A 15,058-nucleotide genomic window follows, 5' to 3' on the forward strand; every position below is an offset into this window, starting at 1 on the left:
TCTGTCGCATCTAGGCCGCCGCGGTATCGAAGTCGGCATAGCCCTTGGCTTCAAGCTGAAGCGCCAGGTCCTTGTCGCCGCTTTCAACGATCCGTCCGTCCGAGAACACATGCACGACATCAGGCACGATGTGGTTCAGCAAACGCTGATAGTGGGTGATGACGAGCATGGAGCGGTTCGGAGCCCGCAGCGCATTGACACCCTTCGAGACGACCTGCAGCGCATCGATATCCAGGCCGGAGTCGGTCTCGTCGAGGATGCACATCTTGGGCTGGAGCAGCGCCATCTGCAGCACTTCAGCGCGCTTCTTTTCGCCGCCGGAGAAGCCGACATTGAGGGGGCGCTTGAGCATCTCGCTATCAATGTTGAGATCGGCGCCGGCCTGACGCACGGCACGCATGAAATCGGGGGTGGACAGTTCCCCTTCCCCGCGCGCCTTGCGCTGTGCATTGAGCGCCGCCTTGAGGAAGGTCATGGTCGCAACACCGGGAATTTCGATCGGGTACTGGAAGGCGAGGAACAGGCCAGCAGCAGCCCGCTCAGCGGGCTCCATGGCAAGGAGATCCTCGCCGTCAATCAGAACTTCGCCTTCCGTGATTTCGTAGTCTTCCTTGCCGGCCAGCACATAGCTCAGCGTCGACTTGCCCGAGCCGTTGCGGCCCATGACGGCATGCACTTCACCTGGAGGGATCACCAGGTTCACGCCTTTGAGGATTTCGCGATCTTCGATGCGAGCGTGCAGGTTGCGGATTTCAAGAATGGGGGTAGTCACTGCAATTCTCCGGAATGGCCGGGGTCGCCCACTGGGCGCCGCCCGGATGAAATGATGGTTAGCCGACGCTGCCTTCGAGGCTAATCGAGATCAGCTTCTGCGTCTCGACCATGAACTCCATGGGCAGGTGCTGCAGCACGTCGCGCACAAAGCCATTGACGATCAGCGCCACTGCTTCTTCCTCGGACAGCCCACGCTGCTGGCAATAGAACATCTGGTCGTCGGAGATCTTGCTGGTCGTGGCTTCATGCTCGAACACCGCCGTGCCATTGCGGCTCTCGATGTAAGGCACCGTATGGGCCCCGCACTTATCGCCGATCAGCAGGGAGTCGCATTGCGTGAAGTTCCGGGCGTTCTTGGCCTTCGCATGCGCCGAAACCTGGCCGCGATAGGTGTTGTCCGAGAACCCGGCAGCGATACCCTTGGAGATGATGCGGCTGGACGTGTTCTTGCCCAAGTGGATCATCTTGGTGCCGCTATCGACCTGCTGGTAGCCGTTCGAGATGGCGATGGAATAGAACTCGCCACGCGAATTGTCGCCGCGCAGGATGCAGCTGGGGTACTTCCAGGTGATCGCCGAACCGGTTTCCACCTGCGTCCAGGAGATCTTGGAATTGTCGCCACGGCAATCGCCGCGCTTGGTGACGAAGTTGTAGATGCCGCCCTTGCCGTCCTTGTCGCCGGGATACCAGTTCTGGACGGTGGAGTACTTGATCTCGGCGTTTTCCAAAGCCACGAGCTCGACCACCGCGGCGTGTAGCTGGTTTTCATCACGCATTGGGGCCGTGCAGCCCTCGAGATAGCTCACATAGCTATCGGCTTCGGCAATGATCAGCGTCCGCTCGAACTGGCCGGTATTGCGCTCATTGATGCGGAAATAGGTCGACAGCTCCATGGGGCAGCGTACGCCCTTGGGAATGAAGACGAAGGAGCCATCGGTGAAAACGGCCGAGTTGAGCGTGGCGTAGTAGTTGTCCGTGACGGGGACCACAGAGCCGATATATTTCTGCACCAGCTCGGGGTACTCGCGAATCGCCTCGGAGATCGAGCAGAAGATGATGCCAACCTTGCTCAGCTCCTCGCGGAACGTGGTGACCACGGAAACCGAGTCGATAACCGCATCAACCGCCATGCCGGGCCGCTCGACGCCAGCGAGGATTTCACGCTCGCGCAGGGGCACGCCCAGCTTGTCGTACATGGCGATCAGTGCCGGGTCGACTTCGTCGAGGCTTTTGGGGGCCGGCGAGGATTTTGGCGCCGCGTAGTAGTACATGTCCTGAAGATCGATCTCAGGATAGTGCACCTTGGCCCAGGTCGGCTCGGTCATGGTGAGCCAGCGCTGATAGGCGTCCAGACGCCATTGCAGCATCCATTCGGGCTCGTTCTTCTTGGCCGAAATGAAACGGACCGTGTCCTCGCTCAAGCCTTTCGGCGACTTGACGGACTCGATCTCGGTCTCAAAACCGTATTTGTATTTGTCGACGTCGAGCGCGAGCACCTGATCGACGGTTTCACGATCGATGTTCTCCTTGAGCGTCGGGATGTCGTAGTCGGCCATATCGCTTCTCCTTTGCCCCACCGCGATTCAAGGTCGCCGGGAGCCGTCCAATTCCTTGCGGCCTCAGGCCGCATGTTCCTGCTTTGCCCGATGGCGCTGCAGGATTGTTTCTATCGCCGCGAGCAGAGCGTCCACCTCGGCCGCGCTCGAGTTCCAACCGAGGCTGACGCGCAGGGCGCAGCTCGCGAGTTCCGGCGCGACTCCCATCGCGGTCAATACGTGGCTGCTCGAAACCTTGCCTGACGAGCAAGCCGAGCCCGAGGAAACCGACAGACCCATCAGGTCCAGCGCCATCATGGTCGTCGCGCTCGCCATGCCGGGGATGGCAAAATTGGTGATGCTACCAACCCGGTCGGCACCGAACACCACCACCCCTGCCCCCAACCGGTTAAGGCCGTTCTCGAGGCGACTTACCAGAGCGGACGTGTCCGCTGCGGCATAAAGCTCGGGGAAAGCCGAAGCTGCAGCGCCGAAAGCTGCAATCAGCGCCGCAGCTTCGGTGCCCCCGCGACGTCCCTGCTCCTGCCCGCCACCGGGAATAAGCCGCACTTCGTCAGCATGGCTTTTGACCAGCAGGGCGCCAACACCGGCGGGCGCGCCGATCTTGTGACCGCCTACAGCCATCATATCGGGTGCCGAGGCGGCAAAATCGAGGGGCAGTTTGCCAAAGGCCTGGGCCGCATCGATAAAAAGCGTGTGACGTGTCGGCCCCACCAGAGCATTGATGCGGCTAACGGGCTGCACCACGCCGGTTTCGTTGTTGACCCAATGCAGCGCGACGAGCAGGGTTTCGTTCGCTGCGTCGGCTTGGGCCAGTTGGGCCGCGAGCTGGTCAAGGTCGATTTGGCCGTCGGGGCGCAGGCCGATAGCGCGCACCGGCAGCCCCGTAGATGCGGCCGCTTTCAGGACGGCAGTATGCTCGCCGGCACTCACCAACACTGCGCTTGCGGCAAAAGCACGCGCGCCGCCGACGATCGCTTGAGTAATGGCTTCGGTGGCGGAGCCCGTAAAAACCACCTGCCGACGCTCCGCACCGGCCAGTCGCGCGACCTGGTCACGAGCAGCCTCTATGAGATTGCGCAGCTTGCGGCCATGTCCGTGCACCGAGGAGGGATTGCCCGCAAGCTCAAGAGCGGCGACCAGCGCGTCGCGCGCCGCGGGGAGCAATGGCGCGGCGGCAGCGTGATCGAGATAGATCGCCGATTGTTTCATCAACTCGCCCTCGAGCCATGCCTCCGAGCATGGTTCACTTGCCGAGCCTGCAGGCCGCGATGACGGTCTGGGCCAAACACTTCTTGAAATTGCGCACCCACATTCTTTACAAGGGGCGCTCTCGGGCCGGAAACCCGGCGAAAACGAGTTTCGAATAATTCTAAACTGGTTTTACGAGCCATGTTTTATGGAGCGTGCGGGGCTTAGTCAAGCGCGCGCCCTGCAGAACCGATGCTCCGTCAGACCATATCAACAGAGCCGAAACGGCCGGAAAAGCAGTGTCATGCCAGAAGTGATTTTCAATGGCCCCGAAGGCCGCCTGGAAGGCCGGTACCAGCCAGGCAAGGAGCCCAATGCTCCCATCGCCATCGTGCTGCATCCGCACCCGCAATTTGGCGGGACGATGAACAACCAGATCGTCTACAACCTCTTCTATATGTTCGCTGAGCGCGGCTTTGCGGTGCTGCGGTTCAATTCGCGCGGTGTTGGCCGCTCGCAGGGCATGTTCGACCATGGCATTGGCGAGCTGTCCGATGCGGCAGCGGCCCTGGACTGGTTGCAGACCATCAACCGGGAATCGCGGGGCTGCTGGATTGCCGGCTTCTCGTTTGGCGCCTGGATCGGCATGCAGTTGCTGATGCGCCGGCCGGAGGTTGAGGGCTTCATCTCGGTCGCGCCACCGGAAAATCTCTATGATTTCTCGTTCCTTGCCCCCTGCCCTTCATCCGGGCTGATCATTCATGGCGACAAGGACCGCGTCGCGCCGCCCAATTCGGTGCAGAAGCTCGTTGACAAGCTCAAGACGCAGAAGGGCATCACGATCGAGCAGCAGATTGTTGAAGGGGCCAACCACTTCTTCGAAGGCAAGATCGATGATCTGACCACGCGCTGCGCCGATTACCTCGATCGTCGCCGGCAGGAGATTGCCGCGGGTGGCGGGCGCTAGGCGGCTGAGTTAAGCCCCTGATAATGAAGCGGTTTGTTGATGTCGAAGTTCAAGTCTGATTTCCTGCGCGTGCTCGATGAGCGCGGTTTCATCCACCAGATTTCCGATCCGGAGGGGCTCGATGCCCTGGCCCTCAAGGGACCGATCACTGGCTATGTGGGGTATGACGCCACCGCCACGTCGATCCATATCGGTAACCTGATCACCGTTACGATGTTGTATTGGCTGCAGGAAACCGGCCATCGGGCGATCAGCTTGATGGGCGGCGGCACCTCGATGGTTGGGGATCCCTCCTTCCGCGACGAGCAGCGCAAGCTGCTGACCTTCGAGCAGATCGAAGCCAATATCGCGAGCATCAAGCGGGTCTACAGCAACATCCTGCGCTATGATGGCCACAATCCAGCCATCATGATTAACAATGCTGAATGGCTTCTGAACCTCAACTATATCGAGTTCCTGCGTGATGTTGGCCGGCACTTTTCGGTCAACCGCATGCTCAGCTTCGACTCGGTCAAGCTCCGGCTCGATCGCGAACAGTCGCTCAGCTTTCTCGAATTCAACTACATGATCATGCAGGGCTACGACTTCGTCGAGCTCAACCGCCGCTATGGCACCGTGCTGCAGATGGGCGGCTCGGATCAGTGGGGCAACATCATCAATGGCGTTGACCTCAGCCATCGCATGGGTGGACCGCAGCTTTATGCGCTGACGACGCCACTGCTGACCAAGTCGAGCGGCGAGAAGATGGGCAAGTCTGCCTCGGGGGCCGTGTGGCTCAATGGCGACCTCTTCAGCCCCTATGACTTCTGGCAGTATTTCCGCAACACCGAGGATGCGGACGTTGGCAAGTTCCTCAAGATCTTCACGCGGCTGCCGCTCGACGAGATTGCCAAACTGGCAGCGCTTGGTGGGACCGAGATCAATGAGGCCAAGAAGGTGCTGGCCACCGAGGTGACCGCCATCGTGCATGGCCGCCAGGCGGCCGACGAGGCGGCGGCGACGGCCAAGGCGACCTTTGAAGCCGGCTCCATCGACCTGTCGTTGCCCACTGCGACCGTGTCGCGGGCAGAGTTGAACGGAGGCGTCGGGATCTTGTCGGCGCTGGTGATGGCGGGGCTGGCGGCCTCGAACGGCGAAGCGCGCCGGCATGTGGCTTCAGGTGCGGTGCGCGTCAATGACACCGTGGTCGAGGACGACAAGCTGAGCTTGGGCGAAAACGCGCTGCTCGCCGAGGGTGTGATCAAGCTGTCCGTCGGCAAGAAGCGGCATGCGTTGATCAAGCCGGTTTAGGGCTTGCTACCAAGCCCTGAGAGCTCGAGATGGACCCCGGCTCGAGGCCGGGGTGACACCGGCGGCTGTGACCGCTCAAGGGCTGACCTGAACACTGAAAACAAAAAGGCCGGGATCGCTCCCGGCCTTTGTTTTTGGGTTTTTGGAGGATTACTCCTTATCGGCGGTGGCCTTGGGCTTTTTGGGCTTGGGCAGGGCCTTGGGCTTGGCGGGGCGCGGTGGGACTGCGACCAGTTCCAGCTTGGCATCGGCGCCTTCGCCAACGACGGCCACGGTCACCGAGCCGCCATTGACCAATTCCCCGAAGAGAACCTGATCGGCCAGGGGCTTCTTGACGTGTTCCTGGATGACGCGACCCAGAGGACGGGCACCCATGCGTTCGTCGTAACCGTGCTCGGCGAGCCAATCAGCGGCTTCCGATGTCAGGTTGATGGTGACGCCCCGCTCGGCAAGCTGACCTTCCAGCTGCAGAACGAACTTCTCGACCACCCGACGGACCACTTCGCGCGGCAGGGGCGCAAAGGAGATGATCGCATCAAGCCGGTTGCGGAATTCGGGAGTGAAGATGCGGTTGATGGCTTCTTCGTCGTCCCCGACTTCGCGCTTGCGGCCAAAGCCGATCGGGCTCTTTTGCAAGTCCATAGCGCCCGCATTGGAGGTCATGATCAGGATCACATTGCGGAAGTCGACCGACTTGCCGTTGTGGTCGGTGAGCTTGCCGTGATCCATCACCTGCAACAGGATGTTGTAGAGGTCCGGATGGGCCTTCTCGATTTCATCCAGCAGCACGACGCAATGCGGATGCTGATCCACCCCGTCGGTCAAAAGACCACCCTGATCAAAGCCGACATAACCCGGAGGGGCACCGATCAGGCGCGACACGGTGTGACGCTCCATATATTCGGACATGTCGAAGCGCAGCAGCTCCACCCCGAGCGTGTCGGCGAGTTGCTTGGCCACTTCGGTCTTGCCGACGCCGGTAGGACCGGTGAACAGGTAAGAGCCGATCGGCTTTTCGGGCTCGCGCAGGCCGGCACGGGCCAGCTTGATCGCGGAGGACAGTGCCGTGATGGCGGCATCCTGTCCGTAGACCACGGTCTTGAGGCTTTGCTCGAGGCTGCTCAGCAGTTCCGCATCGGACTTGCTAACCGATTTTGGCGGGATGCGCGCGATGGTGGCGATGGTGTTCTCGATATCCTCGACATCGATCACCTGCTTGCGCTGATCCTCGGTGAGCAGCATCTGGCTAGCGCCGGTTTCATCGATGACGTCGATCGCCTTGTCGGGCAATTTGCGGTCGTTGATGTAGCGGGCCGACAGTTCCACCGCCGCCTTGAGAGCATCGTCGGTGTACTTGATCTTGTGGAACTCTTCGAAATAAGGACGCAGGCCCTTCACGATTTCGATGGCATCGGGGATCGAAGGCTCGTTGACGTCGATCTTCTGGAAGCGCCGCACCAGCGCGCGGTCCTTTTCGAAGAACTGGCGGTATTCCTTGTAGGTGGTCGAACCGATGCACCGGATCGCGCCGGAAGCCAGAGCAGGCTTGAGGAGATTCGAAGCATCGAGCGCGCCGCCCGAGGTTGCACCCGCACCGATCATGGTGTGGATTTCGTCGATGAAGAGCACGGCATGAGGCAGCTTTTCCAGCTCCTTCATCACGGCCTTGAGACGTTCCTCGAAGTCACCGCGATAGCGGGTGCCGGCCAGCAGGGAGCCCATGTCGAGCGAGTAGATCACCGCTTCCTTGAGCACTTCGGGCACATCGCCCTCAACTATCTTGCGGGCCAGGCCTTCGGCAATCGCCGTCTTGCCCACGCCGGCGTCACCCACATAGATCGGGTTGTTCTTGGAGCGGCGGCACAGCACCTGGATGGTGCGGCGCAACTCGGCATCACGACCGATTAATGGATCGATCTTGCCTGCTCGTGCCTTGGCGTTCAGATCCACGCAGAAATCTGCGAGAGCCGAACTCTTGGCGTTGTCGCCCCGCCCGCCTTCGCTATTGCCTTCACCGTCCTCGGCACCACGCACTTTGCGCTCCTCGCTGGGACCAGACTTGGTGATCCCGTGGCTGATAAAATTGACCGCATCGAGCCGGCTCATATCCTGCTGTTCGAGGAAATAAGCAGCATGGCTTTCACGCTCGGCAAAAATGGCAACCAGCACATTGGCACCGGTGACCTCTTCGCGGCCAGAAGACTGGACGTGGATTACGGCGCGCTGAATGACCCGCTGGAACGCGGCAGTGGGCCGAGCGTCCTGGCCATTGGCGACGATGAGGCTGTCGAGTTCCTCATTGATGAAGTCCTCGAGATCGCTCTTGAGCGCGTCGACATCGACATCGCAGCCCGCAAGGACGGCAATGGTGTCCCGATCGTCGGTCAAGGCGAGCAGAAGGTGTTCGAGGGTAGCGAATTCGTGGTTACGCTCGCGCGCCAGGTTCATCGCCTGATGCAGAGCTTTTTCCAGTCCGCGAGAAAATGATGGCATGTGATGTTCCTATTGCTTTTCCATCACGCATTGCAGCGGATGCTGGTTCTTGCGCGCCGTATCCATGACGCGAGTGACCTTGGTTTCGGCGACTTCGTAGGGGTAGATGCCACACTCACCAACGCCCTTCTGGTGAACATGGAGCATGATGCGCATTGCGTCTTCGCGCGATTTGTTGAAGACGTCCTGGAGCACCAGGATGACGAACTCCATGGGAGTGTAATCGTCGTTCAGCAGCAACACACGATAAAGATTGGGCCGTTTGGTCTTGGGCCGAGTTTTGGTTGCGGTACCGGATTCCGTGCCGCCGGCATCCTTGTTGTCATCGCCGTCATTCGAACCGGCAGAGGTGAGCGGGCGCAGCCAAGTGGTGGCAGACGCCTCGCCGATGGGAGCAAGGAGATCGGGTAGTGTCATGGCAAGGCATCTGTCGTGAGAGAAACGAAGCAGCATGGTGGACCCATTATGTAGGAAAATTATGGGCGCTGTTAAGGGTCATCGCTTCTCATATTCGTGACCGGCAAAAAGACCTGATAAGAGGAGTTTTGCCCGCTGCCCACGCTGGCGCCACATCATCTCCACATCACGGACAAAAAGCTGGGCATTTTACGGAATGGTAATACGCGAAGCCTAGGTTCGGGATTGTGGTGGAGACGGCGGGGGCACGTCGCCATCATTGTGTGAGTTGTGTACGGACGCTTTGACCGTCCGAGAGTGAAATTGGAGTTGCGGGTGGCTTTTCAGGCGAAATCCCCTTGGCGCGTCGTCCTCGTCCGCGCCTTTGCCGCTATAGTGGTTGCGCTTTCCCTTGCTCTACCTAGCGCCGCTCCCGCCCAGGCTATCGAGAACCTGCGCAAATATGCCGGCATCGTTGTCGACGCCAAGTCGGGCCAGGTTCTTTACGAAGAAGCTGGCGACGCAAGGCGCTACCCGGCCTCGGTCACCAAGGTAATGACCCTTTACGTGCTGTTCCAGGAACTCTCGGCGGGCAATATCAAGCTGTCCACCAAGATGACGGTGTCCAAGCACGCCGCTTCCGCAGTGCCCACCAAGCTGGGCCTGCGCGCCGGTGCGACCATCACCGTGGAAGACGCGATCAAGTCGCTCGTGACCCTGTCCGCCAATGACATGGCCCGGGTGATCGCCGAGCACATCTCGGGTTCGGAAAGCAAGTTCGCCGAGCGCATGACCGCCACGGCGCGGGCGCTGGGCATGCGGTCCACGACCTATCGCAATGCCTCGGGGTTGCCCGACGGCGCGCAGATCACCACCGTGCGCGACCAGGCGATCCTCGCCATCGCAGTTTACCAGCACTTCCCCAGCTATTACGAATTCTTCCAGACCCGCTCGTTCTCCTATGGCAAGCGCACCTATGGCAACCACAACCGAGTGCTTGGCTATATGGGCGCTGTGGACGGCATCAAAACCGGCTATATCAATGCTGCCGGTTCGAACCTGATGACCGCCGCCCGCAAAGACAATCGGCATATCGTCGTGATCGCATTCGGGTTCAACTCGTCGGCCTCGCGCGACCAGAAGGTGCGCCAGCTCGTCGCCAACTACCTGCCCAAGGGTCGCAAGGGCAATTACCTTCAGACCGCCCAGATCCCGCAGCCGGGCCGCCAGGGCAATATCCAGGTGGCCGTGGCCCAGCCCAGCAAGCCAGTGTTCGTGATGCCCATGCCCCTGCCTGGCTTCCGCCTGGCACAGTTGGTCGCAGCGAACGGTGCCCAGGCCCAGCCACGCGCTCAGCTGCCGCAACCATCTCAGGCGCCCGTCGTGGTCGCCAGCGCCGCACCGGCACCGGTGCCGCCCGCCCCTATGCCGGCCGACCTGTCGCTGCAGCCTGCGGTGCAGGCCGCCAATGTGCTCGCTGCCCCTTCGCAGACGCCCCAGCCGGCCTATCCTTCGCAGGACGTGATCGGCGCCTGGCTCAGCGACTCCTATAATTTGGGTGCACCGCCTTCGGCCCTGGGCCACACCGTCCCGTCAGCGCCGCTGGCGCCTGAAGAACGCATCGGCTCGGATGGCGTGCCGATCGATCCGGCGATCAGCGGCTCGGTGAAAGTGGCTGCTGCCAATGACAATGCGGTGCCGCCCGGCGGCTGGGTGGTCCAGATCGGCGCCGGCCCGAGCGAAGAAAGTGCCCGCGGCCTCCTGAGCGATGCTGCAAGCAAAGTCGGCCAACTCGGTGATTTCCGCTCCTATGTCGAGCGGTTCGAAAAGAACGGCAAGACCTTCTTCCGCGCCCGCTTTGTGGGTTTCGGGGACCGGGACGATGCGACTGCCATGTGCAATCAGCTCAAGCAGCAGAACCTGGCGTGTCTCGCCATGCAGAGCTGACGCCGACCTAAACCTTCCGTTCGAGGCAGGACTGTTGTGCCGGCCCCGGATTCCCCATCAAGCAAATTGGCGCCTGTGTTTGGAGTAGCCCAATGAGCGAACGAACTGCCCTGCTGGACCTGGCCAGTTTCATTGGCCGCTCGAGCCTGGTGAGTGACGACATGACGGCCCGCAACCGGGTGCTGGCCGGCGTTGGCAAGCGCATGCAGTCGCGCCACGGCCGACGCAGCGTGGGCGAGCTGCTGGGGGTGGTGCTGGCACTGTCGGCCCGGACCCGCCGGATGGTGCAGGAGCCGGTCCGCATCGATCTGGATGTGTTTGCGCCCGGCGGCAAGCGCGCCGTGCTGATCAGCTTTGGCGGGGACCGCTAGCGGTCCCCTGCCCTCAGGCGTGGCAAGGCACGGGCGTATAGCGCGCGTGCACTGAAGGGGGCGCGGCGACGATCTCGGCGGCAGCCCGATGGGTTTCAGCCCGGGCCTTTGCCGGCAGGTTCAGCGCGGCAACGAGACTGCGATACTCCTGGCGCGCCGTCATATGCGAGTTGGACGGCTGGCCGCCAAGCAATTCCTCATCGAGTGGATCAAAGACGGTCATGCCGCTGGCAAACAGCGAGCGGAAGATCACCCGCTCGCCGATGCCGTCCGACACCCGGCAGCCGAAGCGCGCCGCAATGCGATCGAGCATGCTCTGCACCTGGCGCGTATTGCGCGAGGACAGCATGGAGATGCGGTTGCGCACCAGAATCCAGTCGATGCTTTGGCCATCAATGCTGAGCCGCTCGGAGCGGGCGCGCTGCACGAGGCGTGAGTAATGGCTGGTTTCCACGGGCTCACCGGTAACGGCATCGGCACGGGCCAGCACGTTGAGGTCGATAAGGCTGTCATTGACCGGGGTGATCAGGGTGTCGGCTAGCGAATGGGCCAGCCGCGTCATGTTGGTGTCAAAGCCGGGCGTGTCGATGACGATGAAGTCCACGCGGTCCTCGACCTCGGCTATGGCCCGACGGAAGACGTCGAATTCGGCGCGGTGGTTGTCCTTGACGGAGTCACCCCAGGCGGCCGGTAGGTGGAAATGCTTGGGGCTGGGTAGCGCCAGCTGGTGCTCGCTGTTCCAGGCACGCCGGTTGCGGACATAGTGGGTGAAGGTTTGCTGGCGGCTATCCACATCGATGGTGGCAACCCGGTGCCCCTGGTAGAGCAGGAAGATCGCCAAGTGGAAGGCGGTGGTCGATTTGCCCGAGCCACCCTTCTCGTTTCCAACCACAATGACATGTGCGCCTTGCCGTGCCATTCGCCGCTCCATCTTGGCCCCGAAAGACTCGGGCTCGCTCAATGGGCAGAGAAGCGCGCCTATGGTTAACAAAGCTTAAACAAGCGGCGCTGGACTGTACCAGCCCTGCTCACAAGCTTGGCAAGTGGCCCGATATCCCCAGGCTAAAGCAAACCGAGCCTGGCGAGATCGGCCGCGATCTGCAGGGCGCCGGCATTCTCGTTGGCACCGATATCGGGCGGAGCATCCTTGGGATCGAGATAGCGCCAGCCTTGGAACGGGCGCTTTGGATATGGCACCGTACGAACCATGTCGCGGCTCATGATGATGTCGCAGTAGTTCTTGCCCTCCTCATCGGTGTAGGGGGCGAGCCTTAAAATAGGCTGCCGCAACACGATCGAGCCGGCGATCACCCAGTAGATGGAAGACTGCCCCTCCATCTCGGCCGCGCGGCGCGGCATCATCCGGGTGCGGTGGACATGCACGTCCTCGCCATAGTCAGCGCCCCACCAATGGGCCCGCTCATTGCGAAAGCTTTCCAGCTCCTCGACGCTGGCGACGCCAACGGACAACTTGACCATGTGGATCATGCCAGGCTTCCCCGGGGTGCCACGCCCTGGATGACATCGATCTCGTCGTCGTCAACGATCCACGGCTCCTGCAGAGCCAGGGCCAGCCATCGCTGAAAGGCGGGCAAGGCATAGATGGCGGCGACATAGTCGTTGAGGGTATCGGATACGGGCAGAGCATAGGTGCGGATGCGGGTAGCGACGGGTGCGTACATGGCGTCGGCAGCCGTGAAGGCCCCGAAAAGAAAGGATCCACCGGAACGGGACAACAAGCCGCCGAGGGAATGCTCGAGCCGCTGCAGGTCCTTGGCGACCATGTCGGCACTGACCCGGCCCGGATGGCTGGCGCGCAGGTTCATCGGCGCGTAGCTACGCAAGGCGGTGAAGCCTGCGTGCATTTCTGCGGAAACCGCTCGTGCCCGGGCCCGGTCGCCGCGATCCTGCGGCCAGATTGGTTTGTCAGGAAAACAGTCGGCGAGATATTCGATGATGGCGATGGTTTCGGGAACCTGGAGATCGCCGTCGATCAGCAGCGGCACCCGGCCCGTCGGCGAGCGCTGGGCCAGCACATCGCGGAAGCCCTCCCCCGCGAGCTGGAGCACTTCATCCTCAAAGGGAATGTCGAAGTGAGCCAAGACCAGCCAGGGCCGCAAGGACCAACTGGAATAATTACGATTGCCGATCAGCAGCTTCATCGAACTCTCCAAAAAAGAAGGGCGCCCTTTGGCATGGGCGCCCTCCGAAATGCCTTGGGTGAAAAACTTTGGCGCTTAAACGCCCGCAACGACAGAGAAGACTAGTCCCATCGACGCCAGGCAAACCATGGTCCAGGTTGCCGCGCGCCACATAGCAGCTCTCGGATGAGTGCGCATTATCGCTCCTTAAAAGCCATTCACTCGGGGGTCGCACCCCAGCAGCAAAACGTTAACCCTGACGAATTGTTCTGGCAAGCGGCCAAACTGCAACACTCCGGTTCACAGCCTGCCCCACGCCAGAGATCGTACATGCTTAAACTTGGCAGGGAATGTCCCCGTTCCAAGCAAAGCTGTTGATAATTGCTTAAACTTTTACCGAATTTCAGAAGAGCCCGAACCACAAGCCGGCGATGCCCAGAAAAGCAAAAAAGCCGACCACATCGGTGATGGTGGTCACGAACACCGCGGAGGCGATAGCAGGATCGGCCCTGAGGCGATCCAGGATCACAGGGATCAGAATGCCGGCCGTGCCCGCCACCACCAGATTGATCACCATGGCCGAGCCGATCACCACGCCTAGCTCGACATCGCCGAATCGGGCCGCGGTGACCAGGCCCACCAAGATGGCGAAGATGACCCCATTGGCCAGGCCCACCACCATTTCGCGCGTGATCAGCCGGCGCAAGCGGCTCCCATCCAGCTCGCGCATAGACAAGGCCCGTACAGTCACCGTCATAGTCTGGGTGCCGGCATTGCCGCCCATGGAGGCAACAATCGGCATCAGGACGGCCAAGGCGACCATCTGCTCGATGGTGCCATCGAAAAGGCCGATAACGACCGAAACCAGCACAGCGGTAATGAGATTGATCACCAGCCACGGCACACGGCTACGAATGGTATCGACGGTGGAGTCGGAGATGTCTTCATCACCAACGCCCGCGAGCAGCTTAATGTCCTCGTCCGCTTCTTCGTGAATAACGTCGACGATGTCGTCGATGGTGAGCACGCCGACCATGCGCCCGCTTTCATCGACCACGCCCACCTCGACCAGGTCGTAGCGCTCGAAGCCGCGGGCGGCTTCCTCCTGATCTTCATCGGCCCGAACCAGAATCACCTGCGTATTCATGATCGCGTCGATCTTGGTCGATCGTGGGGAGCGCAGGAACTTGTCGAGAGGAATGGTCCCGAGCACCTTGTAGGCCGCGTCGACCACATAGATCTGGTAGAACTCGTCGGGCAGTTCAGCTTCGGTGCGCAGGTAGTCGATGGTTTGGCCGACCGTCCAGAAGGGCGGGATGGCGATGAAGTCGGTCTGCATCCGCCGGCCGGCGGAATCCTCGGGAAAATCGAGGCTACGCTTCAAGCTCAGCCGTTCAAAGGTTGGCAGTGCCGAAAGAACCTCGTCCCGGTCCTCCTGCTCGAGATCCTCCAGAATGGTTACGGCGTCGTCATTGTTGAGGCCGGTGACGCCACGGGCGATTTCGGCATTGGGAATCGCCTCCATCAGCTCGACGCGGATGCTCTCATCGACTTCTGTCAGTGCCGAAAAGTCGAATCGGTCCCCCAGAGTACGGACCAGCAAAATGCGTTCATCGGGGTTGAGGGTTTCGAGCACATCGCCGATATCGGCGACGTGCAGAGGCTCCATGACACTGGCGACGTCATCCGCCCTGCCCGCTTCCAGATAGGCGCGCAAACGCTCCAGCCAAAGCGGGCTGATGCGGTCTTCGCTGTTGCGAAGCGCGTCGGGATCAACCACGGCCTCAGGGCCCGGTGCGGTATCGAATTCTGTGCTCACTGGAAGCCCTTTGTGTCGCGAGTTTCGGGGGCGCGCCAAGCTGTAGCTAATCAAGGAGCGATGCGCCAGACTAGCCGTTGTTGTTTTCAAGCACTGCGCAAGTGCAGTGCGGC

At 61.2% G+C, this 15,058-nt stretch carries 13 protein-coding genes; 4 read left to right on the top strand and 9 right to left on the bottom strand.

The window, feature by feature from the left end:
• Nucleotides 1-10: 10 nt before the first annotated feature.
• The 3 genes from sufC to AC3YOG_RS07830 all read right to left on the bottom strand — a co-directional run bounded on the left by sufC (nt 11) and on the right by AC3YOG_RS07830 (nt 3,542).
• Nucleotides 11-760, bottom strand: coding sequence for a Fe-S cluster assembly ATPase SufC (sufC, locus tag AC3YOG_RS07820; RefSeq protein WP_127755211.1), 750 nt, complete (start codon nt 758-760; stop codon nt 11-13).
• Nucleotides 761-830: 70 nt separating this feature from the next.
• Nucleotides 831-2,330, bottom strand: coding sequence for a Fe-S cluster assembly protein SufB (gene sufB, locus AC3YOG_RS07825; RefSeq protein WP_127752955.1), 1,500 nt, complete (start codon nt 2,328-2,330; stop codon nt 831-833).
• 63 nt (nt 2,331-2,393) lie between these two features.
• A complete protein-coding gene (locus AC3YOG_RS07830) occupies nt 2,394-3,542 on the bottom strand; it encodes a cysteine desulfurase family protein (protein WP_172123175.1) in 1,149 nt (382 codons plus the stop codon).
• 283 nt (nt 3,543-3,825) lie between these two features.
• On the opposite strand from AC3YOG_RS07830, the gene AC3YOG_RS07835 reads away from it, so the two are divergent.
• Nucleotides 3,826-4,488 carry an alpha/beta hydrolase gene (locus AC3YOG_RS07835; RefSeq protein WP_127752953.1) on the top strand — a complete coding sequence of 221 codons (663 nt, stop codon included), beginning with the start codon at nt 3,826-3,828 and terminating at the stop codon, nt 4,486-4,488.
• Between the two features lie 39 nt (nt 4,489-4,527).
• Nucleotides 4,528-5,778, top strand: a complete 1,251-nt coding sequence (gene tyrS / locus AC3YOG_RS07840; protein ID WP_489934696.1) for a tyrosine--tRNA ligase — start codon at nt 4,528-4,530, stop codon at nt 5,776-5,778.
• 150 nt (nt 5,779-5,928) lie between these two features.
• Here tyrS and clpA read toward each other — a convergent pair whose 3' ends face one another.
• On the bottom strand, nt 5,929-8,271 hold the full coding sequence (clpA, locus tag AC3YOG_RS07845; RefSeq protein ID WP_127752951.1) for an ATP-dependent Clp protease ATP-binding subunit ClpA: 2,343 nt from the start codon (nt 8,269-8,271) through the stop codon (nt 5,929-5,931).
• 9 nt (nt 8,272-8,280) lie between these two features.
• A complete protein-coding gene (gene clpS, locus AC3YOG_RS07850) occupies nt 8,281-8,688 on the bottom strand; it encodes an ATP-dependent Clp protease adapter ClpS (protein ID WP_489934697.1) in 408 nt (135 codons plus the stop codon).
• Nucleotides 8,689-9,003: 315 nt separating this feature from the next.
• On the opposite strand from clpS, the gene AC3YOG_RS07855 reads away from it, so the two are divergent.
• Nucleotides 9,004-10,614, top strand: coding sequence for an SPOR domain-containing protein (locus AC3YOG_RS07855; protein ID WP_127752949.1), 1,611 nt, complete (start codon nt 9,004-9,006; stop codon nt 10,612-10,614).
• 92 nt (nt 10,615-10,706) lie between these two features.
• Entirely contained in the window at nt 10,707-10,985 is a 279-nt protein-coding gene (locus tag AC3YOG_RS07860) for a hypothetical protein (protein ID WP_127752948.1), read from the top strand.
• 13 nt (nt 10,986-10,998) lie between these two features.
• On the opposite strand, the gene AC3YOG_RS07865 is transcribed toward AC3YOG_RS07860, so the two are convergent.
• The 4 genes from AC3YOG_RS07865 to mgtE all read right to left on the bottom strand — a co-directional run bounded on the left by AC3YOG_RS07865 (nt 10,999) and on the right by mgtE (nt 14,945).
• Nucleotides 10,999-11,904 (bottom strand): division plane positioning ATPase MipZ, encoded by a 906-nt coding sequence (locus tag AC3YOG_RS07865; protein WP_172123172.1) that lies wholly within the window; start codon nt 11,902-11,904, stop codon nt 10,999-11,001.
• Between the two features lie 143 nt (nt 11,905-12,047).
• Complete coding sequence (locus AC3YOG_RS07870; RefSeq protein WP_210258538.1) at nt 12,048-12,473, bottom strand: DUF1489 family protein; 426 nt, start codon at nt 12,471-12,473, stop codon at nt 12,048-12,050.
• A complete protein-coding gene (locus AC3YOG_RS07875; RefSeq protein WP_489934698.1) occupies nt 12,470-13,147 on the bottom strand; it encodes a glutathione S-transferase family protein in 678 nt (225 codons plus the stop codon). Before AC3YOG_RS07875 ends, AC3YOG_RS07870 begins: the two co-directional genes overlap by 4 nt.
• Nucleotides 13,148-13,529: 382 nt before the next feature.
• Nucleotides 13,530-14,945 (bottom strand): magnesium transporter, encoded by a 1,416-nt coding sequence (gene mgtE / locus AC3YOG_RS07880; RefSeq protein ID WP_489934699.1) that lies wholly within the window; start codon nt 14,943-14,945, stop codon nt 13,530-13,532.
• Nucleotides 14,946-15,058 lie beyond the last annotated feature (113 nt).

Source organism: Devosia sp. Z6_126, assembly GCF_058133495.1.

Coding starts and splice junctions, on each gene's coding strand:
- sufB (WP_127752955.1), bottom strand. CDS start 2,330: ATGGCCGACTACGACATCCCGACGCTCAAGGAGAACATCGATCGTGAA.
- AC3YOG_RS07830 (WP_172123175.1), bottom strand. CDS start 3,542: ATGAAACAATCGGCGATCTATCTCGATCACGCTGCCGCCGCGCCATTG.
- AC3YOG_RS07835 (WP_127752953.1), top strand. CDS start 3,826: ATGCCAGAAGTGATTTTCAATGGCCCCGAAGGCCGCCTGGAAGGCCGG.
- tyrS (WP_489934696.1), top strand. CDS start 4,528: ATGTCGAAGTTCAAGTCTGATTTCCTGCGCGTGCTCGATGAGCGCGGT.
- clpA (WP_127752951.1), bottom strand. CDS start 8,271: ATGCCATCATTTTCTCGCGGACTGGAAAAAGCTCTGCATCAGGCGATG.
- clpS (WP_489934697.1), bottom strand. CDS start 8,688: ATGACACTACCCGATCTCCTTGCTCCCATCGGCGAGGCGTCTGCCACC.
- AC3YOG_RS07860 (WP_127752948.1), top strand. CDS start 10,707: ATGAGCGAACGAACTGCCCTGCTGGACCTGGCCAGTTTCATTGGCCGC.
- AC3YOG_RS07865 (WP_172123172.1), bottom strand. CDS start 11,904: ATGGCACGGCAAGGCGCACATGTCATTGTGGTTGGAAACGAGAAGGGT.
- AC3YOG_RS07870 (WP_210258538.1), bottom strand. CDS start 12,473: ATGATCCACATGGTCAAGTTGTCCGTTGGCGTCGCCAGCGTCGAGGAG.
- AC3YOG_RS07875 (WP_489934698.1), bottom strand. CDS start 13,147: ATGAAGCTGCTGATCGGCAATCGTAATTATTCCAGTTGGTCCTTGCGG.